The 25847-nt window shown below is 47.3% G+C and carries 27 protein-coding genes; 13 read left to right on the forward strand and 14 right to left on the reverse strand.

Translation table 11 applies throughout. The features are described from left to right. Positions 1 to 179: 179 nt before the first annotated feature. The 3 genes from BLV62_RS25855 to BLV62_RS25865 form a co-directional block, all read right to left on the reverse strand. Positions 180 to 926 (reverse strand): SDR family oxidoreductase, encoded by a 747-nt coding sequence (locus BLV62_RS25855; protein ID WP_089765681.1) that lies wholly within the window; start codon positions 924 to 926, stop codon positions 180 to 182. A 20-nt stretch (positions 927 to 946) separates the two neighbouring features. After that, on the reverse strand, positions 947 to 1702 hold the full coding sequence (locus BLV62_RS25860; RefSeq protein WP_089765683.1) for a glucose 1-dehydrogenase: 756 nt from the start codon (positions 1700 to 1702) through the stop codon (positions 947 to 949). Between the two features lie 140 nt (positions 1703 to 1842). Beyond that, positions 1843 to 2112 carry an ArsR/SmtB family transcription factor gene (locus BLV62_RS25865; RefSeq protein ID WP_089765685.1) on the reverse strand — a complete coding sequence of 90 codons (270 nt, stop codon included), beginning with the start codon at positions 2110 to 2112 and terminating at the stop codon, positions 1843 to 1845. A 307-nt stretch (positions 2113 to 2419) separates the two neighbouring features. Between BLV62_RS25865 and proB the strand changes: the two genes are divergently transcribed. Both proB and BLV62_RS25875 read left to right on the forward strand, forming a co-directional pair. Next, complete coding sequence (proB, locus tag BLV62_RS25870; RefSeq protein ID WP_089765734.1) at positions 2420 to 3454, forward strand: glutamate 5-kinase; 1035 nt, start codon at positions 2420 to 2422, stop codon at positions 3452 to 3454. 12 nt (positions 3455 to 3466) lie between these two features. Next, a complete protein-coding gene (locus BLV62_RS25875; RefSeq protein ID WP_089765687.1) occupies positions 3467 to 4714 on the forward strand; it encodes a glutamate-5-semialdehyde dehydrogenase in 1248 nt (415 codons plus the stop codon). A 2-nt stretch (positions 4715 to 4716) separates the two neighbouring features. Here BLV62_RS25875 and BLV62_RS25880 read toward each other — a convergent pair whose 3' ends face one another. Next, positions 4717 to 5790 carry a class I fructose-bisphosphate aldolase gene (locus BLV62_RS25880; RefSeq protein WP_089765689.1) on the reverse strand — a complete coding sequence of 358 codons (1074 nt, stop codon included), beginning with the start codon at positions 5788 to 5790 and terminating at the stop codon, positions 4717 to 4719. 34 nt (positions 5791 to 5824) lie between these two features. Continuing rightward, positions 5825 to 5992 carry a hypothetical protein gene (locus BLV62_RS28450; RefSeq protein ID WP_168928002.1) on the reverse strand — a complete coding sequence of 56 codons (168 nt, stop codon included), beginning with the start codon at positions 5990 to 5992 and terminating at the stop codon, positions 5825 to 5827. Between the two features lie 96 nt (positions 5993 to 6088). Between BLV62_RS28450 and BLV62_RS25885 the strand changes: the two genes are divergently transcribed. The 6 genes from BLV62_RS25885 to BLV62_RS25910 all read left to right on the forward strand — a co-directional run bounded on the left by BLV62_RS25885 (position 6089) and on the right by BLV62_RS25910 (position 10998). Continuing rightward, complete coding sequence (locus BLV62_RS25885) at positions 6089 to 6664, forward strand: histidine phosphatase family protein (RefSeq protein ID WP_089765691.1); 576 nt, start codon at positions 6089 to 6091, stop codon at positions 6662 to 6664. Between the two features lie 96 nt (positions 6665 to 6760). Beyond that, the gene (locus BLV62_RS25890) at positions 6761 to 7486 is read left to right on the forward strand and encodes a response regulator transcription factor (protein ID WP_089765693.1); all 726 of its coding nucleotides are present in this window, start codon (positions 6761 to 6763) and stop codon (positions 7484 to 7486) included. Then, positions 7470 to 8825 (forward strand): sensor histidine kinase, encoded by a 1356-nt coding sequence (locus tag BLV62_RS25895; protein WP_089765695.1) that lies wholly within the window; start codon positions 7470 to 7472, stop codon positions 8823 to 8825. Before BLV62_RS25890 ends, BLV62_RS25895 begins: the two co-directional genes overlap by 17 nt. Positions 8826 to 8935: 110 nt before the next feature. Continuing rightward, on the forward strand, positions 8936 to 9418 hold the full coding sequence (locus BLV62_RS25900; RefSeq protein ID WP_089765697.1) for a hypothetical protein: 483 nt from the start codon (positions 8936 to 8938) through the stop codon (positions 9416 to 9418). A gap of 12 nt (positions 9419 to 9430) precedes the next feature. Then, positions 9431 to 10348 carry a bestrophin family protein gene (locus BLV62_RS25905; RefSeq protein ID WP_089765699.1) on the forward strand — a complete coding sequence of 306 codons (918 nt, stop codon included), beginning with the start codon at positions 9431 to 9433 and terminating at the stop codon, positions 10346 to 10348. A gap of 188 nt (positions 10349 to 10536) precedes the next feature. Continuing rightward, the gene (locus BLV62_RS25910) at positions 10537 to 10998 is read left to right on the forward strand and encodes a hypothetical protein (protein ID WP_089765701.1); all 462 of its coding nucleotides are present in this window, start codon (positions 10537 to 10539) and stop codon (positions 10996 to 10998) included. Between the two features lie 60 nt (positions 10999 to 11058). Here BLV62_RS25910 and BLV62_RS25915 read toward each other — a convergent pair whose 3' ends face one another. Continuing rightward, complete coding sequence (locus tag BLV62_RS25915; RefSeq protein ID WP_089765703.1) at positions 11059 to 11934, reverse strand: serine hydrolase; 876 nt, start codon at positions 11932 to 11934, stop codon at positions 11059 to 11061. A gap of 75 nt (positions 11935 to 12009) precedes the next feature. Here BLV62_RS25915 and BLV62_RS25920 point away from each other — a divergent pair, with 75 nt between their 5' ends. From BLV62_RS25920 to BLV62_RS25930, 3 genes are all read left to right on the forward strand, one after another. After that, positions 12010 to 14160 (forward strand): formylglycine-generating enzyme family protein, encoded by a 2151-nt coding sequence (locus BLV62_RS25920; protein WP_089765705.1) that lies wholly within the window; start codon positions 12010 to 12012, stop codon positions 14158 to 14160. 51 nt (positions 14161 to 14211) lie between these two features. Next, a complete protein-coding gene (locus BLV62_RS25925; RefSeq protein WP_089765707.1) occupies positions 14212 to 15003 on the forward strand; it encodes a helix-turn-helix domain-containing protein in 792 nt (263 codons plus the stop codon). Between the two features lie 79 nt (positions 15004 to 15082). Beyond that, on the forward strand, positions 15083 to 15451 hold the full coding sequence (locus tag BLV62_RS25930) for a VOC family protein (protein WP_089765736.1): 369 nt from the start codon (positions 15083 to 15085) through the stop codon (positions 15449 to 15451). 185 nt (positions 15452 to 15636) lie between these two features. Here BLV62_RS25930 and BLV62_RS25935 read toward each other — a convergent pair whose 3' ends face one another. From BLV62_RS25935 to BLV62_RS25965, 7 genes are all read right to left on the reverse strand, one after another. Then, positions 15637 to 16449 (reverse strand): sterol desaturase family protein, encoded by an 813-nt coding sequence (locus tag BLV62_RS25935; RefSeq protein WP_089765709.1) that lies wholly within the window; start codon positions 16447 to 16449, stop codon positions 15637 to 15639. Between the two features lie 95 nt (positions 16450 to 16544). After that, positions 16545 to 17135, reverse strand: coding sequence for a Crp/Fnr family transcriptional regulator (locus tag BLV62_RS25940; RefSeq protein ID WP_089765711.1), 591 nt, complete (start codon positions 17133 to 17135; stop codon positions 16545 to 16547). A 210-nt stretch (positions 17136 to 17345) separates the two neighbouring features. Beyond that, positions 17346 to 18050, reverse strand: a complete 705-nt coding sequence (locus BLV62_RS25945) for a hypothetical protein (RefSeq protein ID WP_089765712.1) — start codon at positions 18048 to 18050, stop codon at positions 17346 to 17348. 63 nt (positions 18051 to 18113) lie between these two features. Beyond that, positions 18114 to 19151: a hypothetical protein gene (locus BLV62_RS25950; protein WP_139170398.1), complete on the reverse strand. Its 1038-nt coding sequence runs from the start codon at positions 19149 to 19151 to the stop codon at positions 18114 to 18116. 12 nt (positions 19152 to 19163) lie between these two features. Further along, the gene (locus tag BLV62_RS25955; RefSeq protein WP_139170399.1) at positions 19164 to 19910 is read right to left on the reverse strand and encodes a hypothetical protein; all 747 of its coding nucleotides are present in this window, start codon (positions 19908 to 19910) and stop codon (positions 19164 to 19166) included. 20 nt (positions 19911 to 19930) lie between these two features. After that, positions 19931 to 20719, reverse strand: a complete 789-nt coding sequence (locus BLV62_RS25960; protein WP_139170400.1) for an HmuY family protein — start codon at positions 20717 to 20719, stop codon at positions 19931 to 19933. Positions 20720 to 20743: 24 nt separating this feature from the next. Beyond that, positions 20744 to 21439, reverse strand: a complete 696-nt coding sequence (locus BLV62_RS25965; protein WP_089765720.1) for an HmuY family protein — start codon at positions 21437 to 21439, stop codon at positions 20744 to 20746. Between the two features lie 181 nt (positions 21440 to 21620). On the opposite strand from BLV62_RS25965, the gene BLV62_RS25970 reads away from it, so the two are divergent. Then, entirely contained in the window at positions 21621 to 21950 is a 330-nt protein-coding gene (locus BLV62_RS25970; protein WP_168928001.1) for an antibiotic biosynthesis monooxygenase family protein, read from the forward strand. 156 nt (positions 21951 to 22106) lie between these two features. On the opposite strand, the gene BLV62_RS25980 is transcribed toward BLV62_RS25970, so the two are convergent. Beyond that, positions 22107 to 23096 carry a helix-turn-helix domain-containing protein gene (locus BLV62_RS25980; RefSeq protein ID WP_089765726.1) on the reverse strand — a complete coding sequence of 330 codons (990 nt, stop codon included), beginning with the start codon at positions 23094 to 23096 and terminating at the stop codon, positions 22107 to 22109. Between the two features lie 277 nt (positions 23097 to 23373). Here BLV62_RS25980 and BLV62_RS25990 point away from each other — a divergent pair, with 277 nt between their 5' ends. Then, positions 23374 to 25530 carry a TonB-dependent receptor plug domain-containing protein gene (locus tag BLV62_RS25990; RefSeq protein ID WP_089765730.1) on the forward strand — a complete coding sequence of 719 codons (2157 nt, stop codon included), beginning with the start codon at positions 23374 to 23376 and terminating at the stop codon, positions 25528 to 25530. Positions 25531 to 25847: the final 317 nt, after the last annotated feature.

Consider the following 25847-nt stretch of genomic DNA (forward strand, 5'->3'; position numbering starts at 1 on the left):
TATTTAGCTGCCGCCAGGTAACATCTATGACAAGCAGTACCTGGCTGGCAACCAAAAAATGGGATTTACAAACTTTCTCTAAACAACCATAACTGTAAATCAACAAAGGAAAATCGTTTGGTATCCGTGTTGCCTGTGCAGCATGACTATGCTGCACAATACAACGACTGGAATATTTATCAGGCAATCAACGGGTGCACAAAAAGGCCTCCGTCTACATTATATTCCGCCCCGGTTATAAATGAAGCATCATCAGAAGCCAGGAACGTTACAAGATGAGCGATATCGGCGCTCTCTCCCAACCTGCCTGCCGGCGTTTGTGCAGCTATTACCTGCTTAGCCGCTTCTGACAACCCTGCTTTTTCCAGTAACGGCGTATCAATGATACCCGGGTTTACTACGTTGACCCTTATACGTTGTGCAGCCAGTTCCCTGGACAATGTCCTGGCCATAGCGGTCAAAGCCGCCTTGGAGGCCGACAGTACGGAGGTATTCGCCATCCCTGCATTGGCATTCAGTGCAGAGAGAATAGTGATAGAACCGCCGTCTTTGATATAAGGCAAAATATATTGAATAGTAAAAAATGCTCCTTTGAAATTGACGTTCATCAGGCGATCGTACTGCGCTTCATCCACTGTTGTTATATCGCCGGCTTCCGCCAGTCCTGCGTTGATGAACAGGGCGTCGATGGCGCCGAAGCGGCCTTTGATATAATCTGCCAGTTTGCGGACTTCATCCAGTTTGCCCTGGTCTGCCTTGAAACCTTCTGCAGGGTGCCCGAGTGCATATACAGCTTGCTGTATAGCACCCGGATTCCGACCTGTTATCAAAACCTTTGCTCCTTTCTCTAAAAATGATGCTGCTGAGGTATATCCTATCCCGCTGTTACCGCCTGTGATAACAACAATTTTATCCTTGAATGACATGTAACGCCCTTGTTAATTAGTTAGCCTAATAGCGGGTGAACACTGAGTCCCCCATCGATGTTGTACGCTGCTCCTGTTATGAATTGTGCATTGTCTGAAGCCAGGAAGGTGACAAGTTTGGCTATTTCAGCCGGGCTGCCGGCCCTTCCCATTGGTACTTTATCCATGCTCATACCGGCGGTGACTTCTGCCGGTACATTAGCCTTGCTGAGGAAAGGCGTTTCGACAGGGCCCGGGTTTACTATATTCACACGTATCCTCCTGCTGGCCAGCTCCCTCGACAATGTACGACCCAAAGCATTCAGCGCTGCTTTGCTTGCATTATATACCACCGCGCCCGGCATGCCGCTGTCGGCGCTGATGGAAGAGAGTAATATGATAGTACCCCCATCCCTCATGTGTGGTAATAATTTTTGGATCAGGAAGAAGGCTCCTTTGGTGTTGATGTTCATCACCTCATCAAAGTCTTCTTCTGTAACGGCCGAAAATGCGCCAAGGTTTCCCGGAATGCCTGCGTTTACAAATAGAATGTCGATCTTTCCGTACCTGTCGTTAATGAACCAAGCTAATTCTTCTGCGTCCTTTATTCTTCCCTGGTCTGCTGTTACTCCTTCTACTTCTCTTCCCAGTTCCCTGGCTGCATTCTCTATTGCTTCCCTGTTCCTGCCTGTAATAATTACTCTTGCGCCTTGTGCCACAAAATCTGCTGCTGTTGCATATCCTATTCCGCTGTTACCGCCCGTGATAACAGCTACTTTCTTCGAAAGCAATGCCATTTCATTGATTTATTTAAGTTTATCAATACTTTAAGTTTTTAAAAAAGAGAATCGCAATTCCCTTTCATCTATTAATTTAAAAGTATCAATGTATTTATCTATAAAAAAAGCTGTTGATGTATATGCCCGTAATAAACATCTCAGCTCAATTGCAAAAAGAACATGGACAATTGTTTCATCATCTCTTTATTGATCGTCAATTCCACAATGCGTCCGTTTTTGGTTGAATTCAACACGCCGCTATCCACCAGAATTTTCACGTGATGCGAAACAGTAGGCTGTTTCAAACATGTAAATTCACACACATCTCCACAAACCAGCGACCCTTTCCGAACCACCTCCATAATAATAGACAGGCGGTGTTTATCGGCAATGGCATTTGCTGCTTTTTCTATAACTGCTAAATCCATGATGCAAATATACAGACATTTTCCAAATATCGAAATACTTCAATGAATTTTTTTTGGGGTTCACGCAAAGGGGCTAAGAAGGTTAAGAGCGCAAAGGATTTTTTTAAGTGAAATAAGAAAACAAAGGAAAAGGAGATTATATATAAGGAAAAGGAGATTATATATTATACTCAATCTTCGCTCCCTTTGTTCTCTTATTTCACTTAAAAAAATCCTTTGCGCTCTTAACCTTCTTAGCCCCTTTGCGTGAAACATTCCTTTGATACGTTGCAAGAAATAGCTATTTTAACCGGCAAATTTGGAAAAAGTGAGTAAACCGATCTTAGTTATAAAATTTGGTACCGCGTCCATCACCCATCAGAACGGAGACCTTGATGAAACAGTGATTGCAGGTATTGCCAGGCAGGTAGCCGAGCTGCATACCGAATATCATATCGTGTTGGTGTCGTCGGGCGCTGTGGCAGCAGGAAAACAGTTCTTACGCCAATACAACGGAACAATTAGCGAACGAAAAGCAGCAGCCGCTATCGGCAACCCGCTGCTCCTTAATAAATACAGCCGGTATTTCGCTCCTTATAATATAGCTGTGGCGCAAAGCCTGTGCGAACGCCAGCACTTTTCAGACAGGAACCAGTTCCTCCAACTGAAACGGACCTACGAAGAATTATGGGCCAGCAATATTATTCCCATCGCCAACGAAAACGATGTGGTAAGTAGCACTGAGCTGAAGTTTTCGGATAACGACGAGCTGGCAACGCTTATCGCCGTTGGCTTCGGCGCCTCCCTCCTGCTCTTCAGTACTTCCGTTGCAGGGGTGCTCGACAGGGAAGGAAAAGTAGTACCGCAAATTGATGTGATAGATAAAGCCGCACTGGGACTGGCCGATAAAGAGAAATCGGCCCTGGGCCTCGGCGGTATGGTATCCAAGCTCACATTTGCCAGGCTGGCTACCCGTATGGGCATCCGCGTGGTGATATTCGGAATTCGGACAGAAGATGGCATCCTCAACGCCATCAAAGGAAAAACCGGCACGCTCTGCCTTCCGCAACCCTGCAGCATGCCTGCCCGCAAAAAATGGCTGGCAAGCGGCAGCCTGGTTACCGGCCGTATACAGGTTGATAAAGGCGCTGAACAAGCCCTGGAAAAACGTCATAGCCTGCTCGCCGTAGGCGTAAAGGCAATACTCGAAAAGTTTGAATGCGGCGAAGTAATAGAAATTGTGAATGAAGATGAAACCGTGATCGCAGTAGGAAGATCGAAAATTGCTTCTGAAACACTGGAAGCTAACCAACGGGCACAGAATATTGAAGTGGCGCATGCCGACGATATCGTGCTTCTTTAACAACGATTTATCATGGAAACAATACAACCGCTGTTAGCCAAAGCGCAGCAAGCCAGCGTAGCTGTAAGAACATTACCCGATGCACAGAAAAAAGCGTTGCTGTTGCAGCTTGCCGATGTGCTCGTGGAACATACCAGCAATATCATTGCCGCCAATAAAAAGGACCTGGACCGCATGGCAGACGAAGATCCGAAAAAAGATCGCCTGTTGCTAACGGAAACGCGCATACGCGACCTGGCCGGCAGCCTGAAAGACATCGCCGCATTGCCCAATCCGGCTGATGTATTATTGCTGGAAAGAACGCTCCCTAACGGCCTGCAGGTACAGAAAAAATCTGTTCCCCTCGGCGTAGTAGGCGTGATCTACGAATCAAGACCCAACGTAACGGTAGATGTAGCGGCCCTCTGCATCCGCTCCGGTAATGGGTGCGTACTCAGGGGCGGCAGCGATGCTTTCGATACCAATACCATCCTCGTTCAACTCATACAGCAAACTTTAAAGACTTTTGGAGTAGACGAGAACGCCGTGCAATTGCTTCCTACAGACCGCAACCTGGTAAACGAACTGCTGAACGCCGTTAAATACGTGGATATCATTATCCCCAGGGGTTCGGAACAACTGATCGAATTTGTGAGGGCCAATTCAAAGGTACCGGTGATCGAAACCGGCGCTGGCGTATGCCATACCTATATCGAGAAAACAGCCGACCTGGAAAAGGGCGCCGCTATCGTTACCAACGCAAAGGTTTCAAGACCGTCCGTTTGCAACTCGCTCGATACCGTATTGATAGACGAAGCCGTGGCAGCGCCTTTCCTGGCTTTACTGGCGCCGCAACTGAAGCAATATGAAGTAGAAATATTTGCAGATGAGATCTCTTACTCCCTCCTGCAGCAACTGCAATATCCTTACCTAACCGCCGCACAACCGGAAGACTTCGGCCGTGAATTCCTTTCCCTGAAATGTTCTGTAAAAGTTGTGCCCGGTCCTGACGCTGCACTGGCGCATATCCGGCAATATTCCAGCAAACATTCGGAAGCCATCATTTCAAACGATCCGGAGATCAGCGAACGCTTCCTGAACGAAGTAGATGCTGCTGCCGTATACCTGAACGCCTCTACGAGGTTCACTGATGGCGGGGTGTTCGGACTGGGTGCGGAAATAGGGATTTCCACGCAAAAGCTGCACGCCCGCGGTCCCTTCGCATTGGAAAAACTGGTAACCGAAAAATGGATCATCCACGGCTCCGGCCAGGTAAGATAACCTTATGCAATAGTGATCTGCTCATTCAGGTATACATCCTGGATGGCATTCAGCAAGGCTGCTCCCTCTGCCATTGGCCGCTGGAAGGCTTTTCTTCCTGAAATGAGGCCTATGCCGCCGGCCCGCTTGTTGATGACGGCTGTCCTTACCGCATCGGCGAGGTCGGCCTCGCCTGCTGAGGCGCCTCCTGAATTGATCAATCCCATTCTTCCCATGTAACAGTTGGCCACCTGGTACCTGCAAAGGTCGATGGGGTTGTCGGAAGTCAGGGTAGTATAGATCCTTTCATCCAGTTTGCCATAAGAGGAAGTACCGGTATTCAAGGCTTTGAAACCGCCGTTGTAAACAGGCAGTTTTTGTTTGATGATATCCGCCTGGATGGTTACGCCCAGGTGATTGGCCTGCCCTGTAAGATCTGCCGACAGGTCGTAATCCACATCTTTTTTGAAAGCATCGTTCCTCAGGTAGCACCAGAGAATGGTAGCCATTCCCAGTTCATGCGCCCTTTCAAAGGCCTGTGCTACTTCTACCAGTTGCCTGTCCGACTCCTCCGACCCGAAATAAATAGTGGCGCCAACGGCCGCTGCGCCCAGGTTCCAGGCCTCTTCCACGGTACCGTACATTACCTGGTCGAACCGGTTCGGATAAGTAAGCAACTCGTTGTGGTTGATCTTAACGATGAAGGGTATACGATGGGCATATTGACGGGAAACTGCCGCTAAAACGCCAAATGTTGAGGCTACAGCGTTACAACCACCTTCTATGGCCAGTTTCACTATATTTTCAGGATCAAAATAAGCAGGATTTTTAGCGAAAGACGCCCCTGCGCTGTGCTCTATGCCCTGGTCTACCGGCAGGATAGATAAATAACCGGTATTTGCCAATCTGCCATGCCCGAACAACTGCCCCAGGCTTCTCAGCACCTGCGGATTGCGGCTGCTTGGCTGATAGATCCTGTTAACGGTATCCGGTCCCGGCAGGTGCAACATTGATTTATCAATTGTTTTGCTCTGGTGCTGCAACAGCACTTCACTCTCCTTTCCTAACAATTCACTGATCTGGTCTAATGATAACATAAGCTTGTGGTTTTAAGGAGTCATTAAATTTTTTTTAATAAGGAAGCGGGCCTGGTTTGGATGGTTTATCATCCTCCTCTTCCGACACTCTTTCAGTACCTTCAAACGCACCTCCCGAACCATCATGTATAATGGGTTCTTCTTTTACATCTTCTTGTTTTTTTTCCGGGTTCTCTTCAACGGGTCTGTTATTTTTATCCATATCAACAAATATACGGAATACTGGGTAGTGAATTTTTGGTAGGATCAGCGCTTCTATTTTTCTATCTTTGCTCCCCGGAAGAACAAAAAAAATAATATGACTGAGATCGCAATTATTCGTCACGGTACTACGTCCTGGAACAAAGCAGGCCGCCTTCAGGGATATTCGGATATCCCGCTTGATGAAGAGGGTATCCAGCAGGCCTTGAAGTTAGGACAGCGGTTAAGCAGTGAAAATTGGGATCTGGTTTTCTCCAGCCATCTTATACGCGCCCGGCAAACGGCCGCCATTATTGCACAGGAACTGAATATCGACAGCGTGTTTGAAGACAAAAGGATAGGTGAAGCCGGCGGCGGTTTGATAGAAGGTACTACCGAAGAAGAACGCCAGGAAAAATGGGGCGTTAACTGGAAACAGCTTGACCTGGGGATGGAATCCCGGGAGTCAGTAGTGCAGCGGGGACTATCGTTCCTGGAAGAAGTAGTGACGGAAAATAAAGGCAAGAAAATAGTGCTCGTAACGCATGGCAGCTTTATCAGGCAGTTGCTCGACACCATTGTACCGGCCATGCACCCTACCCCTGCGATGAAAAACACCTCTTTCACCAGGCTGTTGTTCGCAAACGACAACTGGAACTGCGAATTATTCAATTGCGTTAAGCATCTCGACTAACTCTTATTCTTCATAATTGTTAAAAAAGCAACAAAGTTTAGTGTTAAAAAGAACTGAACTTTGTTGCTTTATTCATGAGAGTTATATTTGTTACCCATGAAATTATTGTTGATAGAAGACGAACCTGCTGTAGTATCTGTCATTACCCGTGGGCTGACGGAAGCCGGCTACGAGATAAGCGTGGCTCCCGACGGCAACAGCGGCCTTGAAATGGCCCTGAATAATCCCAGTTTCCGGCTGATTATACTGGATGTAATGCTACCCGGCATGAATGGTATCGAAGTATGTCGTTCCCTGCGCAAATCGCAGGTTGATACCCCTATTTTGATGCTCACCGCCCTGGGAACTACAGAGAACATCGTCATGGGGCTCGATTCCGGGGCCGACGATTACCTCCTGAAGCCTTTCAAGCTCCAGGAGCTGGAAGCCCGGATCAGGAGCCTGATGCGCCGGAAAACAGGCAATACGGAGCCTGTAGCTCCCGCTGCCGCCCCCTCTCCGGCAATACTGAGCCTGGCCGACCTGTCGCTCAACACCGACACGAAAACAGCTACCCGTATGGGTAAAAACATACAACTGACAGCAACAGAATACCGGTTGTTAGAATTCCTGCTTAAAAACCCGCGCAAAGTGTTATCCAGGTTAGAGATACTGGAACATGTCTGGGGTATAGAATTCAACATGAACACGAAAGTAGTGGATGTCTATATCAACTACCTTCGCAAGAAGATCAATAAGCCGGATGCAGCAGAACTGATACATACCGTTGTAGGATTGGGGTATATGCTGAAAGAAACCAAGCTGGATGAAGATTCGCACTAAGATATTACTTGTATTTGCAGGTCTGACCATTTCCACGATCCTCGTGATGACGGGCCTGGTGTACTATTTTGCCAACCAGCATTCGTTTGAAGACTTCTACAAACGGCTGGAGATCCGCGCCTACCTGGCCGCCAGGGCTACCCTGCCCAATTACGAATCCGACAGCGCTATCTATAACGAGATAAGGGAAGAACACCTGGAAAAACTGCCGGCAGAAAAAGAATATTTCCTTGCTGTTAATAACAATACCGTTTCCAAAAATGAGCAACTTAGTTTACCGGATACGTTTTACCAGCAGGTGATCCGCGAAAGCAAAGCTACCTACCGGGAAGGCGACCGCTTTTATGAAGGCGTACTCTATAAAAGTAAACAAGGCGTATACATTGTTATCGTTTCCGCTATCAATCAATACAGCATAGAATACCTGGCCTGGTTAAGAAAACTGCTGCTGATCTGTGCCGTTGCCTCCAGCGTTATCCTGATAGGAGCCGGTATCTTCTTCTCCAAATATATTTTAAAACCCATCCGCCAGATGATGGTACAGGTAAAAAATATCAGTTCCCGCAACTTACACCTGCGGCTAAACGTAGAGAACAGCGAAGACGAGATCACCGACCTGGCAACTACTTTCAATAATATGCTCGACAGGCTGGAAACAGCCTTTGAAACCCAGAACAATTTCGTGAGCAATGCTTCCCACGAATTGGGAACACCGCTTACCGCTATTATCGGCGAGGCAGAACTGGCGCTGAACAAAGAAAGAACGCCTGCGCATTACGTGTATTCCCTTCAAAACATCCTCAGCGAAGCAGAACGGCTTGAACATATTACCCGCAGCCTGCTGCACCTTGCCCAAACAGGGTTTGACGGCAAGAAACAGGAATGGGAAGACATCCGGACAGATGAGCTGCTTTTCAATGTGAAACGCACCATTGATAAGATGTACCCGGATAACCATGTAGAAATAGACTACAGCCTGTTCCCGGAAGAAGAAGAAAAGCTGCAGATAAGCGGGAACATGCAATTATTGGAACTGGCGTTAACCAATATAGTGGTGAATGCCATCAAGTATTCGGATAATAAACCTGTTTCCATAGCCCTGGCGGCAACAGAAAAGAAAAATATTATCATCGTAAAAGATATGGGTATAGGCATCCCGCAGGGAGATCTTCCTTATATCTTCTCTCCCTTCTTCAGGGCTTCCAATACATCCAAGTTTAAGGGCTATGGCATTGGCTTGCCGCTGGCAATGAATATCGTCCGCATGCACAAAGGGGATATTATTGTACATAGTGAAGTAGACCACGGAACTGAGATCAGGGTTGAGTTACCATTGTAGCGCCTGCTTTCTTACCGAATTCTTACCGGATTTTTACGACCTTTTAACTCCGCTCTTACTGGTTACTTATCTGCCAGCAATAATTTTGCTGTCATAAAAAGTTACCAGATATGAAAAATATACTCATTCCAACTGATTTTTCGATCCGCTCCTTAAATTATGTGCACAGTATTGTTGCCCAACATCCGGGAGAGAAGGTAAACATCATATTCATGCATGCACTGGAGATGCCAGACTCGTTGTTTGATTTGGTAACTTATACACGTAACTCCAGGCATGTAGAACTTATCTCCAACGACTTCCAGGATGGTTGTGAAATTATCCGCAACAAATATTCCTCTGCCATTAACCAACTGAAGATAGAATTCTTCCATGGTAATACGAGGGTTGCACTGAGGAATTTCCTGCTGGCGCAAAACATAGATCTGATCATCCAACCTGCCGACCAGGAATTTACGCCTCCGTCCAAGAGAAGTTACAACCCTGAGAAATTACTCAGCAAATGCAGTTACCCAAAGATGAAGATCCAGTTGCAACGTCGTAAATATGTTACCGACAGGTCAACTATCTCATCGCTATTATTGGCCGAATAAAAAGCGTTTTTTATGCTACTGAAGAAGAATATCCCCTTAAAATATGTATTTGGTAAGATCAGGTTTGAGATACTGCTGGTAACAGTGTATACACTGGCTATTAATCTCCTGTATTATCGCTACGACTTCACTAATCTGGTTATCCCACTGTCTGTACCCATGGTATTAGGCACTGTGCTATCCCTGCTATTGGCTTTCAGGTCTAACCAGGCATACGACAGATGGTGGGAGGCCAGAACAATCTGGGGGGCGATAGTAAATGATTCACGTTCCTTAACAAGGCAGTTATTGAGTTTAATGGATAGTGCGTATCAATCGGAAGAACTGACCGAGTTCCAGGAACGTTTTGTAAAGCGGCAGGCAGCATGGTGCTATAGCTTGGGACAATCGTTACGCAAGACGGATCCATTAAAAGGTTTGGAAAGGTTACTAACCAGGAGGGAATTAAACTATGTGATGAGATATGATAACGTGCCCGCTGCCCTGTTGCTCTTACACGGTAAAGATCTGAAACATGCGCTGGATCAGGGTTGGATCAACCAGTACCAGCAGGTAGAGATCGACAAAACATTATCGCGCCTCTGCGATGCCATGGGAAAATGCGAGCGTATCAAGAATACGGTGTTCCCGGCTACCTACAGCCTGTACACTCACTTTACGCTGATCTTCTTTATACTGTTATTGCCCTTTGCATTGATCGACGTGTTAGGGTTCATGGAAATTCCGCTGGTTGTTGCCATTGCATCTTCTTTCCTGTTGATAGAAAAGATGGGTATCAACTTACAGGATCCATTCGAAAATAAACCTACAGATACACCGGTAACAACCATTGCCCGGAACATCGAAAAAGATTTGAGACAGCAGTTGCATGAACAGTTTAACGCACCGGAAGAAGAACAAATAGAAGTAGGACGCTTCTATGTGTTGTAAGTAAACTATTGATTTGTGTTTAAGGCGCCCTTCCCACGGGGCCGTAATTTATAGCGTTAACATAAAGCCCCGGTATCAACCGGGGCTCGTTTTTTATATTAACAATTATATTAAACAAAAACCCAGCACGCGTGTTCTTTAGGTAGCTGTTTCAATCAAGTTACTTACTCACGCAAAACTGTTAAGCTATGAAACTATTCAATTACTGCCTGGTAGCCGCCCTTTGCCTGGGCGCCGCCTGCCAGAATCCCCAGAAACACGACGAAAAAATGGCGGAAGAAAAAGCGAAAGAAGCTACCCAGTCTGCAGAAGCGTCTGCCATGCACGATGCAGCCGCTAACGCCAATGCCGCCAACGCTGCTGTAGCAGCCGTTCAATCGGCCATCAACGATGCCATGTCGAAAGTTCCGATGCCCGATTTCAAAAAAGCAAACGCTAAGAACTTAGCCCAGGACTTCCACAAATACCTGTCGGACCTGGTAAATACCAACAGCGGCAAAAAGGCATCTGAATATATGGATAAACTTACCTCCCTGAAAGATGAATACAATAAGAAAGTAGCCGAACAAAAAATTGATCCGGAAGATAAAACCAAACTGGAAACTTATTACAATGCGCTGATCAGCGCTGTGCAAACAGCAGCACCATAATAATCACAGGTTTTGTTTCTTTTCATTTTGGGCAGGCGTTCGTTTAGTGACGCCTGTTTTTTATTCTTCGAAATGCTTCCATACAATGGCGGATATCCGGCGGATCAATACTACCGCTTCATTATCGTCTGCCCACCGCTGATCCTGTATATTCTTTGTTCCAATGTACAATACATAATCCCCATGCGGGGCATTTACCAGCAGCACCTCCGACTTTGAGTCGTCTATCGACCCAGTTTTATCCGCTACCTGCACCCAGGCAGGGATCTGTGAAATAGCTCCTTCGTCGTAATATCCCTTGGTCATCAACCTGTACATCCTGTCTGAAGCTTTAGGGCTGATCACTTCCTGCTTGCGGATCTTCACCAGCAGCGAAGCCATTTCGCGGGGCGTAGTTTGTCCCCATCCATATTTTTTCCAGTCCTGTTCCCTCCCCGGGGTACGGGAATTGACCCTTGTATCCTTCAAGCCATATTGTTCCAATATTTTATTGATGGTTACTCCACCGCCCGCCAGGCTTTGGTTCCATAAAGAAGAAGTATTGTCGCTATACGCCATCATGAGCGCTGCCAGTACGCTGAGCTCTGTTTTGGTGCTGTCTTTGAAAAACTGCATGATCCCCGAGCCGCCATACCTGATAGAATCCCTGTACCAAAGGGTTTGGTGGTACTGAAGCTCGCCTTTATCTATCTTATCAAACAACCCTACCAGCAAGGGGATCTTTACAATACTGGCTGTCGGGAAAATGGTATCAGCATTGATGGCTGCATATTTCCCGGTTGATAACTGGCAGACATACACGCCGACATCGCCTTTAAAACCTGCAACAGCTGCTGAGATCGCCTGCTGCAGCGACTTGTCAGGTTTCAGTCTTTTTTGCGCACCGGCAAAAACAGGCAGTGAAAAGAAGAGGGAGAATAAAACGACCTTTTTCATTCTAACAAAATAAGCATTGGATTATTAAAAGACAAATAAGCTTATTAACTTAGGAAATACCGAAACGCTGCCTATATGCTTTCCACGAAAAGAAAACTAACACTCCTACCCCTCCTGTTCAGCGCGCTGGTAAATGCCCAGAGCATAAGGATACAGGGAGCTGCCGGAGAATTGATCGCCGGGCCTGGAACCAGCGCCCAACGCGATGCCTGGCTCGATACAGTGAAACAATGGAGACAGGACCAACTTAACAAATTACAATTCAACGATGCGCTGTATAAAGATCCGGCGCTGAACTGGACCCGCCAAACCTATATGTATGCGCAGATGATGGCCCACGACAGGTACCTTTATGACCCTGTTGCCAGGCAATATACCGTAGACAGGTTCCTGGATGATGTAACCGCCCGCTACGGCGGACTGGATGCTGTATTGGTCTGGCCTACCTATCCCAATATCGGCATCGACAACCGCAACCAGTTCGATATGTTCGCCGACATGCCCGGAGGCAAAGCAGGATTAAAGAAAATGATAAAAGACTTCCATAAGCGGGGCGTCAAAGTATTTTTTCCCATCATGATATGGGATCATGGCACCCGCGCCATCAGCGAATCGATGGCAATGGCCCTGGTAAAGGAAGCGAAGGAGTTAGGGGCAGATGGATTGAATGGAGATACCATGAACGGGGTAACCATCGACTTTGCAGATGCCATGAAGCAATTGCATCACCCGCTGGCATTGCAACCCGAGATCAGCATAAAGGATCTGAAGATGCTGGAATATAACACTATGAGTTGGGGATATTTCTGGCGGGTCTGGGATGGAGCCCAAAATGGTTATATACTGGGTATAAGTCTTTATAAATGGCTGCAGCCCAAACACCAGGTGCATATTACCAGCCGCTGGGCGATCAATAAAACAGAAGACCTGCAATATGCTTTCTTCAATGGGATCGGGTACAACGCCTGGGAAAATATCTGGGGTATCTGGAACCAGGTGCCTGAAAGATATGCCATGGCTATACGAAAAATACGCAGCATCTACAGGCAGTTCCCGGAGGCCTGGAGCAGTATGGACTGGGAACCGTTTTACCCCGTAGCTACAGCAGGCGTTTTTGCTTCCAGGTTCCCCGACGCTGGCGGCACTGTTATTACGCTGGTGAACCGGGACTCGGTGGATAAAAGCAGCGTGGAAATAAATGTCCCCCTTTCAAAAAATGATCAATACTTCGATGCCTGGAACGGAACCGTATTGAAAGGCGAAATATCCGGCAACCAGGTTACGTTGCGGGTACCTGTAGAAGGCAACGGCTTTGGGGCCATCCGCATACAGCATCAACCCCTTAAAAGTATGGGCAAATTCCTGGGAACAATGAAATCTCTTTCAGCAACACCCTTGAATCAATTAGCCGCTACCAGGCCTTTTATGCCGCAAAAGATCCGGGAGATCCCGCGTACACAACCCGCACAGGAAGCGCCTGAAGGCATGGTGCTGATACCAGGCGCCGATTCCTACCTGTTTAAAAGCAACGGCGTAATGATAGAAGGCAACCCGTTGCCCGATGGCGTTGGCGTTCAGTACCCCTGGGAACAGCACCCGTCGAGAGATCATCAGCACGAGCTGTCTATCCCTGCTTTTTATATGGACAAATATCCGGTTACCAACCAGCAGTTCTATACTTTTCTACAACAATCGCATTACCGGCCTGCAGATACTACCAACTTCCTGAAGGACTGGCAGAACGGCAAATACCTACCGGGAGAAGAAAACCTGCCGGTCACCTGGGTATCTATTGAAGATGCCAGGGCATACGCAACATGGGCTGGCAAGCGCCTGCCGCACGAATGGGAATGGCAGTATGCCGCGCAGGGCAATGACGGCCGCATTTACCCCTGGGGCTCGCAGAAAGTGCCGGCTAACATGCCGCCGCCGGATACCAGCCGGGCAATGCGCAGGCCTACTAACGTCAACGCCTATCCCGGCGGCCGCAGCCCCTTCGGCGTCGAAGACCTCTGCGGCAATATCTGGCAATGGACAGACGAATACCTGGACGAACATACCCGCTCCGCCGTACTGAAAGGCGGCAGCTATTTCCATCCGCAGACCTCCCACTGGTATTTCCCGCATGCCGAGGAGGTAAATAAACATGGCAAATACCTGCTCCTTTCACCCGGCATGGACAGGGCCCGGACGCTGGGATTCAGGTGCGTAAAAGACAAAATATAAGCTGAAACTTCGTTAACTTTAGCTGGCAGACCGTATTCAAACTGAGGCATTATGAAATATTTCTCCATTCCACCGGCCGAAAGGCATCAGCAGATTGTCAGATCCTACTGGGTGCTGGAAAGCGATGCGCCATATACGCATTACTCCATGGCGGAAATATGCCCAGAATTGCTGTTCCACTACGAAGGCCGCTTCAGCGAACTGTTTGCCAACGGTTCCACCGCTCATAGCTTTACCGCTGGCATACACGGTCCCGGTACCTCCATCAGGAAATTTCATATCAACAGTGCATTCGCGATGTTTGGCGTGTACTTCTACCCGCAGGCCATTCCCCTGCTGTTTAAAATACCGGCTACCGACTGCGCCAACCAGATGCCCGACCTGTCGGACCTGCTGAAGCATGTCGGGAACGCATTGGAAGAACAGGTAGGACTGGCCGCATCTACAGCCGAAAGGATCGCAATCATTGAGCGGTTCCTGGATGAATGTTTACGCAGCAATTATCAGCATTCCAATATCTTCCATGCCATTGCCCAACTGGTTCATCACCCAACATCGATGAGCATAAAAGAACTATCTGAAAACTACTATTTGTCGGAACGACAGTTCGAGCGACAATTCAAACACTATACGGGTCTTACCCCTAAACTATTTTCCAGGATCTCCCGTTTCCACAGGGCAATGAAACAATATGGCAACCCCGGTCAATCGCTTACCTCCATAGCATTGGAATCGGGGTATTACGATCAGTCGCATTTCATCCACGACTTTAAGGAGTTTTCGGGGCTGCATCCTAAAACCTATTTCTCCGGCCGTTCAGAAGCTACCGCCTGGATGGAATAATAATGTCGGTTTTTTCCAATTTCAGGCCCTGATCCTGCGATAGTTTTACATCATTATTCACCCAGTTAAACTCATGATTATGAAAATACCAGAAGGACATCAAACAGTTATGCCATACCTGATCCTGAAGGATGGAAAAGGATTCCTATCATTTGTCAGGGAAGTATTCAATGGCCGGATCACCCATGAGGACTACCACGAAGACGGGCTGCTCAGGCATGCCGAGATCCAGGTTGGCGGCAATACGCTGATGGTAGCAACCGCCCGCCCCGAATGGCCTGCCCAGCCTGCAGGCATGTTCATTTACGTTGAAAATGCAGACGAAACATATAAAAAAGCCCTGGAACATGGCGCTACCAGCGTAATGGAGCCTGCAGACCAGCACTACGGAAGAAGCAGCGGGGTAGTCGACGCCAACGACAACACCTGGTGGATCACATCATTATAATGGATATATTTGCATCCCTTATCAGCATGCAAAATCATCACCCAAGCTCAAAGGTTTCACGCAGAGGGGCATAAGGTGCAAAAGAGGCATAAGAAATTTTTTTAAGGAAAATAAGAAAGCAAAGGGAGCGAAGATTGTGTTATAATACCATCTTCGCTCCCTTTGTTTCTTAAAATTCGCTCCGATCAAAATATCTTATGCCTCTTTTGCACCTTATGCCCCTCTGCGTGAAACCTTTGCGTGAACCTTCGGGCTTGGATTTTGTCGTACTCCTTCACGTAGTCGGGATGTTCGGTGCCCATGAGGCGGTCCCATACCCGGAAATAGAGGCCGTAGTTTCCTTTAAATTTGCTGTGATGCAGGTTGTGATGAACGGAGGTATTCAGTACTTCAAACCAGACGCTGTTCCTGAAACCGCGGGGCATGATCTCGTATCCCAGGTGACCGTAGACGTTAATTATAAATGATAGTACGGTGAACAACAGTATTGCCAGCGGATGTATAGGCATGATGGCGATAAGCACGAATAACACGCCTCCTTCTGCAATGGCTTCCAGCAGATGGAAACTGTAGGAGGTCCAGGGCGAAGGATTGGTACTCCGGTGATGTACTAGGTGAGTTAGGTTGAATAAGGTCTTGTGATGCAGGATGCGGTGCATCCAGTAAAAATAAGTATCGTGTATCACCAGCGATAAAGCAACGCTAACGAAGAAATACCATATAGGATAGTCGTTCAGGTTAGCATACACCTGTGTATAGTTCCTTACGGGCGTAAACAGTATTAACGCGGTGATTAAAGTAAAAACAAGGGTGCTTTGCATGGAGTGCCAGATCTCGCGGATGAAGTCCTTTTTTGAGGCGAGTCGTTGCTGGATCTTGCGGGAGTTCAGCTTGTCCGGGTATGCCAGGTAAAAAACCAGGAATGGAATTCCTGCCAATATAAAATAACGTATAGCCGATGCACCGAAGATCTTTACAATTTCGTTAGTTACGTCCATTTTTACGGTTAGTTGGTTTGTACCTCAAAAATAGATATGGTACGGCCTAACTCCGGTTAACAATGGATAAGAAAGGAAATTAACAAAAGTTAATTTCATCCCTGGTTGCGGCCTTTGTTATGTATCCTTTTCCTGATACGGCTCAGGGAAACGGGGGTGATGCCCAGCATGGAAGCGATGTATTTGTCGGGAACCCGGTTAACGATATCCCACCTGTTTTCAAGGAGGCGTTGATATCTTTCTTCGTGCGATAAGAGCACGAATCCTTCCAGTCCTTCCAGGGCGTCTGATAACATTTTCAGGAGGAAATAATTGCGCAGGTGTTCCAGTTCCGGCTGCCGGCGAAGCACATCGTCCAATTCGTCATAATCGATCTCGATCAGCGAACAGGCTTCCAGGGCGCGATAGGTGAACCTGGCGGGAATGGAATGGATGATGGTATCATGAGAAGCTACGAAATGGCCTTCCCAACGCAGGAACAGGGTAGCTTCATCGCCATTTTGCTTCAGGGTATAAGCCCTGATAATACCTTTCTCTATAAATGCCAGGCGCCTCGATTTATCGCCTTCCCGTATGTATGCTTCCCCTTCTTCCAGTTTAACCTGCCTGGTTAAAGCAAATAAGGAGGTCATATTACCTGGTAATACCCCGCTCAGTTCTTCCAGTAATGTTTGCAATACGGTCATGCTCTTGGCTTACAATTTTCGCGAAAATACATATTCCGGTTGTTGCATGGTTATTATAGAAGATATTTTTACGAAAGAAGAAAATATCGTTCCGAAGACGCGGCGCTTTTTTTGGCATACCGGCTATATAAGCGGGAACGGGACATCTTGTAAAAAGACATCCCGTTCCGTTATTATGGAAGTATTACAGCAGCGGTTATGAATCAGCTATTACAGGATCTTGTAATAGAAATGATAGTATGGAAATGCGCCGCCTGTCACCTGGTTCTGGTAGATGGAGATGATCTCGAAAGCTACCAGGAAAGTACCTGATTTATAGAGCAGCGTACGGCCACTTACAGGAGTAACAGTATGACCTGCGCTCCAGTTATAGGTATACCAGCCTTTCCCGTTAGCCAGGGCCGCTACGGCAGGCGGAACACCGGTGCCTGTTACGCTGTTCATTCCAATAGTATTGGCAACAGGTACTGATGCCGTGCTCCAGTCGGCAGCGGTTACGCTGGAAAATGCTTTGTCGATATACCGGAGTTCATCGGTTCCGCCGGCGGTGATATCGCCGGTTGCAATGCCGGAAAACCGGATATTATAGCTGGCCGGGTTTCCTGCATCGTTATCTGAGAAACGCCACCAGAAAGTACCGGTATTTGGCTGACCGGTGTCGGAAACATAGGCCTGCCTGAAGTTTTCAACACGGTAAACACTGCCATTACGGTATACTTTACCCTGGCCGTTATTGTTGGTGATAGTAACGCTGCCGCCATCAGGCACCGTTACCGCAGTTTTAGAACCGCCTTCCAATTTTTGCAGGGAAGGCGCTACACTGTCGTTATCTTTTGAGCAGGATGCAAGGAACAGCACCCCGGCTCCCGCCAGCACCCATGTTAACCTGGCGAGGTTTGTGGTTAATTTGGACATAATACTAATAGGGTTTAGTTGATGAGTTAAAAATGGATTTACTGCTGTAATGAGTTTATTCGTTTAGTCTTTGATGGTGATCTTTACCGAGCCGTTCACATCTGCATAATTTTTCTTCGGGTTCATCCAGTTCCAGTAGTTAAAGTAATCGCTGGTCCGAAGCTGTATCCACATATTCGGGTTATCATCTCCCCATCCTCCTACTTCATAGGTTCCGGTAGGAAAATCGGCAGGCACTTTATAAGTAGCCGTGGTTTCAGTGAAACTTACCAGTTTAAACACCCCCAGCTCTTTCTCCGAAAAAGATGAAGTATAGGAGAAGACCCGGGCATCCTGCATGTCGGTAAAGCTGGCGCCTGTAAAAGTGATGTTTTCGTTACGTTTAACGGTGATGTCAGCTGTCAGGCTATTGGCCCTCGGGTACCTGTCGGACGGGTAAAGGATGGCAAATATATTCCCGTTGCTGGTTGCCGAAACCTGGTTGCTGGTGAACTTGAGCTTATATGCGCCTTCTTTGAAGGCAATGTCCGCAGGTATGGTGATATCAATGTAATGTATCTTTTCCCTCACTGTAAAAGCAACATTAAGTTCCGCTTCCTTCCCGTCGTTATCTACCAGGAAGGCTTTGGTTTTCGCCGCATCTTCTACCAGGTATTTTACATCCCTGTTGGTATTGATAGAAACGGTCTGGCCTTTTAAAGCGTAGTAGGAAACAGTTTCATTGAATTGGATGCCGGGCTGGTTCAGCACCACTTTCAGGAAGTAATCCTTGCTTTGCCCATCCTGCGCTTTCACCGTGTATTTGGTGCCGGTAGCCAGCGGCACTTCCGTTCCTGACGCCGGCGTTATTGTAGCATTGGCTGATACTTTGATAACGGGGGCTACTTTCGCCGGGATAGCCGAATACGAAGGCCAGTAAAGCACGATGCTGTCGCCGTTCACTGCCCCGCTGAGAGCGCCCAGGTCTGCTGTTGTTACTGTGAAGCTCTCGATGTTATGATAGGGGGAATTAACGTATGCAGTTTCTTTTTTACAGGCTGTCATTAGTGCTGCGCCGGCAGCTAATGACCCAATATATAGTAACCGGGATATGCGATTCATGTTGGAGGATTATTACTTGTTGAGTAAGGTGATGCGAATTGGATTTTGTGTTGTAGCCACTTTAGCGTAGGAATATACGCGCACCCTGTACAAGCCTGTAGCAGGCAGCGTGGCCAGGATCTCGGACGATTGCCCCGGTTTGTATTTAGTCACAACAAAGTTCAGGTAAGTAAGGTCTGTTGTATTAAATGTGCTCATGGGCAGCGGGCCATATTCCTTATTCGTTTCATCTACCAGTACGGCGCTGATCATTTCCTGGCTAGACGCGAAGCCGGTTCCATTCACAGAGAAGGAGAAAGAATCGTAATCCTTCTTCATATCTATCACATATTCGTTGGGTTTGTCCGCTTCTTTACTTACCTCTTCCAGTGTTACAGCAGGCTGTTGTACCTGGATATCCAGTTTGTAGGATTTGATCTTACCGTCTTTCGATTTCACTTCATACCTGATGGTACGCCCGGTACGGAATACTTCCAGCAGGTTTTCTATCATGGTACCCGACGCCGGCGTTACAGTTGCCCCTTCACTTACTTTAATAGCCGGTTCCAGTGAAGTTAATTGCAGGTAGAAAGGGAGATAAACAGTAACGATTGTGTCGGCCTGGTTAATAGCGCCATAGATCGGGTTGCCCTGTACATTCACAATTTTGTATTCCAATAGCTGGTTGCCAGTTGCAGGAAGATAAGGGACTGTTTCAGTTTTAGTGCAGGCCGGCAATGTTGCCAACATCGCCAGTAGTGCGAAATAAAAATTCTTCATAATAGTAATGTGAAGCTGACTTATTTAATGTCCAGGTTTTTGGAACCATCCATCTGGATGGCGTAACGGAAAGTGACATATCCCGGCTTGTTATCCCTGCTGGGAGCTGCAGGATTGTCTTTATATATATTTTCGATGATCACTTTTGCATAATGGCCTTTGGTTGTTTTCACCACTATTACCCTCGGCATCGCATATACGACATGCGCCTTCTTTGGATCATCGGGAAAAAGGGAACCATAGAAATCGTAGTATCCCCAGCCATCGAAGTTGTTCTGGAAGTGATCCAGGCCTGCATCTCTTACTCCCATTTGGCCGTCTGTTACCGGTACTGTTTTCACAGCATCGAATGCGGTGTTCCATAGCTGGCGCGGGATGGGAAGCGTTTTCGGTTTAAAGTTGGTTGTATCGTAATACTGCGCGTCAAATTTCCTGTCTACTACCACGTATAACCTGGCTGTTCCAGGTCCCCCAAAGCCTGGCGAACCGGTAGCGGCGCCATTGTTGGGATATACGCTGCTGTTATAGATGCCATAGAAAACAATATCCCATTTGCTGGTTTGCTTTAAAGATGCCGGTATAACCTTGTTCTCTTCGAGGCTGTAATAAAGTTCTACTGCGTTGCCTGCGGAGGTGGCGTTTGTATCTGCTACGAGGTTAACTACACTGTAAACCCCTGTCTTTACAGTAACAGTATTGCCCCCGGGGTCAATAACTTCCTGCTTATCGTCGTTCTTCGAACATGCGGCCAGCGAGCCGGCCAGCAACAGCATGGCGGTAACTGTTCGCCATATTGAGTGCGAAATCATAATGATTGGAATTAGATAAAATATTTACTTGTTTTTCAGGTTCCTGCTGCCATCCGTTTGCTCATAATAACGGAAAGTGAGGTAAGGCGCCGGCCAGAAGAGATCTGTTACAACCGGCGGATTACCTTTATAGATGTTTAGCAGTTCCAGTTTTGCGAATTGCCCCTTCGCCGTCTTTATCACGAAAGTCCGGTTCCTGACGGGAACGCATATATGATTATTGAGCGAATAAAAGAACCAGCCATATCCATTGCCGTTATCCCAGCCTACGCCGGCGATACCCTGCTGTTCAAACACTTCATCTGCCGGTGCAGTAGTTACATTATCAAATGGCTGATCCACTATTACCAGGTTGCCGGTACCAGGCCCGCCATAACCGGGCGTTCCGGCTACTTTACCGTTGTTGATCACCACGAAAGAATTATACTCCTTGGAGAAAGCAATATCCCAATCTGCATTTTTAAGATAGGCAGCCGAATCTGCTGCATTGCGTATAACATGCGTTTGTTGGGTGCGGAAACTGAAAGTAATAGTATAGAAAGGGCGCTTCGTTTTTCCATCTACCCCTTCGCCCATGGAGGCGGCAGTGTCGGCTGGCAGATCACGTATTGTTATGGCGTTATCTGCCGGCTGAACAGCGTCTTCATTCTTGCCTGAACAGGCAACCAGCAGCCATGCAGCAGCAAAGGGTAATGATATCTTCCAAAAATATTTCTTCATCAGTATTGCGGTAATTGATGATGCAAATTTCAAAAAGGTTGCTGACCAGTACCGGAGAAAAACCAACCACGAAAGGAAAAAAGCGATTTTCCGGATGTGGTAAACTATATTTCCGGATAAGGTTCATGACAGTGATATGACAATTGTACTTTTGATCTATCAAACAAAAAATCTACAGATCATGAACAAGCATTTCGTAGCTATTAATTACATATCTTGTAACAGCGATTACACAGAAAGATTTGAACAACTGTTTGCCTCCAGGGCCCATGCCATTGATACCATGCCCGGCTTTATCAACATGCACGTATTACGCCCTTCGAAACCGGGAGACGATTACCTGATCGTCAGCTACTGGGAAAGTGAGCAGGCGTTCAAGGACTGGACAAAATCAGAGCAGTTCATAGCGGGGCATAAGCGGGGGTTCGAAGACCTGGCCAAAGCGAAAGCAGAAGGCAAACCGGCTCCTATGCGCAGCGATTTTAAAATTTACCAGATAATCAGCGAGTGATGGAAACAACAACCAGAAAACAGAAAATAATCAAATGGCTGAAACGTCTCGGCTTTTGGGGATTCCTCTTTTTCCTGCTGAAAGGTCTTTTCTGGCTGTATCTTTTGTATTGGGTTGCAAAGTAATTTCAGCAATAGTAAAAGGTAAGGCGGCGCCTTACCTTTTCATTATACCGGGAGCGAACCCGAAATGTTTTTTGAATGCCCTTGTAAAGTGGGCAGTATGTTTGTAGCCCGACAGGTAAGCCACTTCCGAAACGCTTTTACCCTCTGCCAACATTTCCCTGGCATGTGCCATTTTAATATTTTGCAGATAGCCGTACACGGTAGTGCCGAACACCTGTTTGAAATGGCTTTTCAGGTATGCATCGTTGGTGCCGACCCGGTGCGAAAGATCGATCAGGGTACAGGGACTGTTAATATTCTGTATGATGATATCCCTGGCCAGGTACATCTTTTCAATATCTTCCTTTTTCAGCGTACGGGCCGCCGGCTCTCTTGCCGGTACGCCCATCATCTGTTCGTAATGCGTTAACTGGATGGCCAGCAGCTCAATTGTTTTGGCTTTGATGTACAATTGCTTGTAACGCCCTTCAAGCGGGCAGTTTAGCATTTCGTAAAGGATGGTGCTGAAATTGGCTTGTAAGGGAAGATTATTCTTGCTAAGCGGAACCGGCGAATTATCGACCAGGCTTTTCCTGAAAACATCGAACAGGGGATGCTCTTCGGGCATAAAGTTAAAGAGCAGTTCGGGACTAACGCCCAGTTCGAAGATCTCCAGCGGTTCGTTAGGTTCCCAACTTAACTGTATCTCCTGCTGCGGGAAGAAAAGATAATTGTATTGTTGTTTACCCATGTTTGCCAGCACCGTTTTACCGCTGTTCACATGGTAACTTTTGCTGCCGCTGATCGTATAACTGAGTTGCAGGAAAGGTTGCTGGTTACTGAATACAACGCTACCCCCTTTCTCTGATCTGAGGTTGTAATAGCCGAGCGCGATACCGTCGGGGCTCCGGAGCTCCTGGACGATGCCTGTGTGGCCATGCTGGCTTAGCGCATGTTTCCGTTGCCGCAGGCTCTCTTCTCCCAGGATGTTGAACGGGCATGCATTGAATAGCTTGTTATGGGTATTTGCGATTGCAGACAATGGTACTCTTATTAATTACAGAATATTTCATCAACGAAGCAATATTAAATCATTGCACTATCAAAGAATTTGCGCAAAAGGGAACTTATTTTATGAATATGGGAAAACCCTTTGTCATGCTATTTCTGACAAAAACGGTTTTTCCGTTTATGGTAACTTTTTCTCCTTTTCCGCCATCCTTGCCTGTACTGCATTCTCCGCAAGTGGTAATTATTTCTCCACTCCTGGCGCCGGGAAAATTCCATCTTGCATAGTTTAAAAGCGCTCCCGAGAACTGATGTGTAACAGATATATATTTCCCGCCCTCCTGCTGTTGCTGACGGGCAATACTTATGCAACCGCACTGCCTGCGGATACTACCGGCATGCAAAAGATACAACAACTGAAAGGCGTAGATGTCCAGGCGCAATACCACAGAAAAACAGACGACCTCATAGACGTAAAGAAAATAGCAGCGCCTACCCTCGTGATCGAAGGTAAAACCATTGAACAGATGGGCAGCCGCCGCCTGGATGAAGTACTGCGCGAACAGGCAGGCATGGCCATCGTGAGCGACCTGGGAGCCGGCAACAGGAGCATCGGCATCCAGATGCAGGGGTTCAGCTCTGCCTACATCCTTATTTTGTTAAATGGCCTGCCTGTATCCGGGCGGTTCAACGAAAATTTCGACATCAGCCGCATCAGCGTACAGGACATAGAAAGAATAGAGATTGTGAGAGGCGCATCCAGCAGCCTGTATGGAAGCGAAGCATTAGGAGGAGTGATCAATATCATTACCCGGCAGCAGGTAAAGCAAACCGGCGGGCAGGTATCCGCCATTTATGGCGCCTACCGGACTGCCGATATCAGCGCAAGTGGTGAAACGCCATTTGCCAGGAAAAAAGGAACCCTGCATCTTTCCGGCAATTATTACAAAACAGCGGGGTTTAATGTAAACACAATGTACCTGAAGGAGGGGCAAACTGCACCACCTTATCACAGTTTCAGCGGGCAAACAAGGGCATCCTGGCAACTGAACAGCAACAACACCCTGCAACTGGGCGCCAGGGCGGCCAACCGCCATTCGGTCATGACCCGTTCCTATGGCGCCCAACCGTTCAGCGACCTGCTGGATGAAACGGACGTCAACGCTGCCCTGTCTTTACGCACTACTATCAATCACTCTACCCGCCTTCTTACCCGTTATTACTTTACCCACTATGGAACCGACCAGGAAGTGAAGGTTGTGGAAACCGGCAAGCGGTTGCAGGAAAACAAATTCTCCCAGCAGCTGCAACGGCTGGAAATACAGGGCAACAAAGAGTTCCGGGATGCGGAATTTGAGCTGACAGGCGGACTGGGAGGAGAATTGCAGCATATGAACAATAGTGCGGTAGCAGGCATCCCCAACCAGCAGACCTATTTTGCCTATATCCAGGCTAACTATACCCCCACTGCCAAATACAGCCTGATCACCGGATTGAGGTATGATGGCAACAGTTTGTACGGCGGAAAGGTTAATCCCACGCTGGGCATGGAATACAAGCCCTTCAGATGGCTGCAGGTAAAAGGTTCTGTAGGCCAGGGATTTAAAGCGCCTACCTATGCACAGGCTTACCAGGTATTCACTAACATCACCCAGGGCTATACCGTTGTTGGCGCTAATGTTTTCAATACGGCTGTGGAAGAACTGAAGAAAACGGGATCAGTACAGGCCGTATGGAGCAATGCCGCGTTAATAAAACCATTGGAAGCAGAAACTTCCGTTTCCTGGAACCTGGGAAGCAAATTTATTTTCGGGGAAGGATATACGTTGTCTGTCAACGGGTTTTACAACAATATCAATCACCTCATCAATACTGAACAAGTAGGCATTATGCGAAACGGCCAGCAATTGTTCTCTTACCTCAACCTTGGCAAGGTGTATACCCGGGGACTGGAAGCATCAATAGAGCTAAACCTGTTACCGGATTTACGCATTATGGGGGGCTACCAGTACCTGGTTGCCCGCAGCAGGGACGTGGAAGACAGCATCGCCGCCGGCAACGGGGCTTACGGTAAAGTACGCACCGACAAAGGGATACGGGCCGCCGTAAAAAGTGATTATTTCGGGTTGCCTAACAGGAGCCGGCATATGGCCAATGCACAGGTATATTATACTTACCGGCCATGGAAGCTGAGCGCTTCCGTGCGGGGTAACTACAGGAGCCGGTATGGCTTCCTGGATATCGATAACAATGGGTATATAGATAACTACGATGTTTTTGTGAGAGGTTTTGTCCTGCTTTCTGTATCCCTGCAGAAAACGTTGTTAAAAGAAAAACTAACGCTTAAATTCCTGGTAGATAACATCACGAATTATACAGACTACCTGGTACCTGCCCAACCCGGCAGGATGTTCATGGGAGGCTTTAGTTACCGGTTTGGAGGGAAGAGCGAATCGAGTAGGAAGTGAGGGATTATTTCCCTCACTGTCCTCTCACACCACCGTACGTACCGGTCTGGTATACGGCGGTTTGTTAGAATAATTTAATCTGACTTTTTGTTTTCAGATAATAGCGTTCGTAAAATCCGACATAGCCTTCTTTCCTAAAGTATGCGTTGGTGAGGGTTCTGCATAGTATCGGACTACGAGCCGCACGGCTGTAACCTATACTCGTTTTGCTCCACATCCTTGCGTAATACTTTGATAAGCCAAGTTTTATAAGATTACGGTACCGGTTACGGATGGTTTTCCATTGCTTCCAGATACATATGCGCAGACGATTGTAG

The sequence above is a fragment of the Chitinophaga terrae (ex Kim and Jung 2007) genome, assembly GCF_900107795.1.
GTDB lineage: Bacteria > Bacteroidota > Bacteroidia > Chitinophagales > Chitinophagaceae > Chitinophaga > Chitinophaga terrae.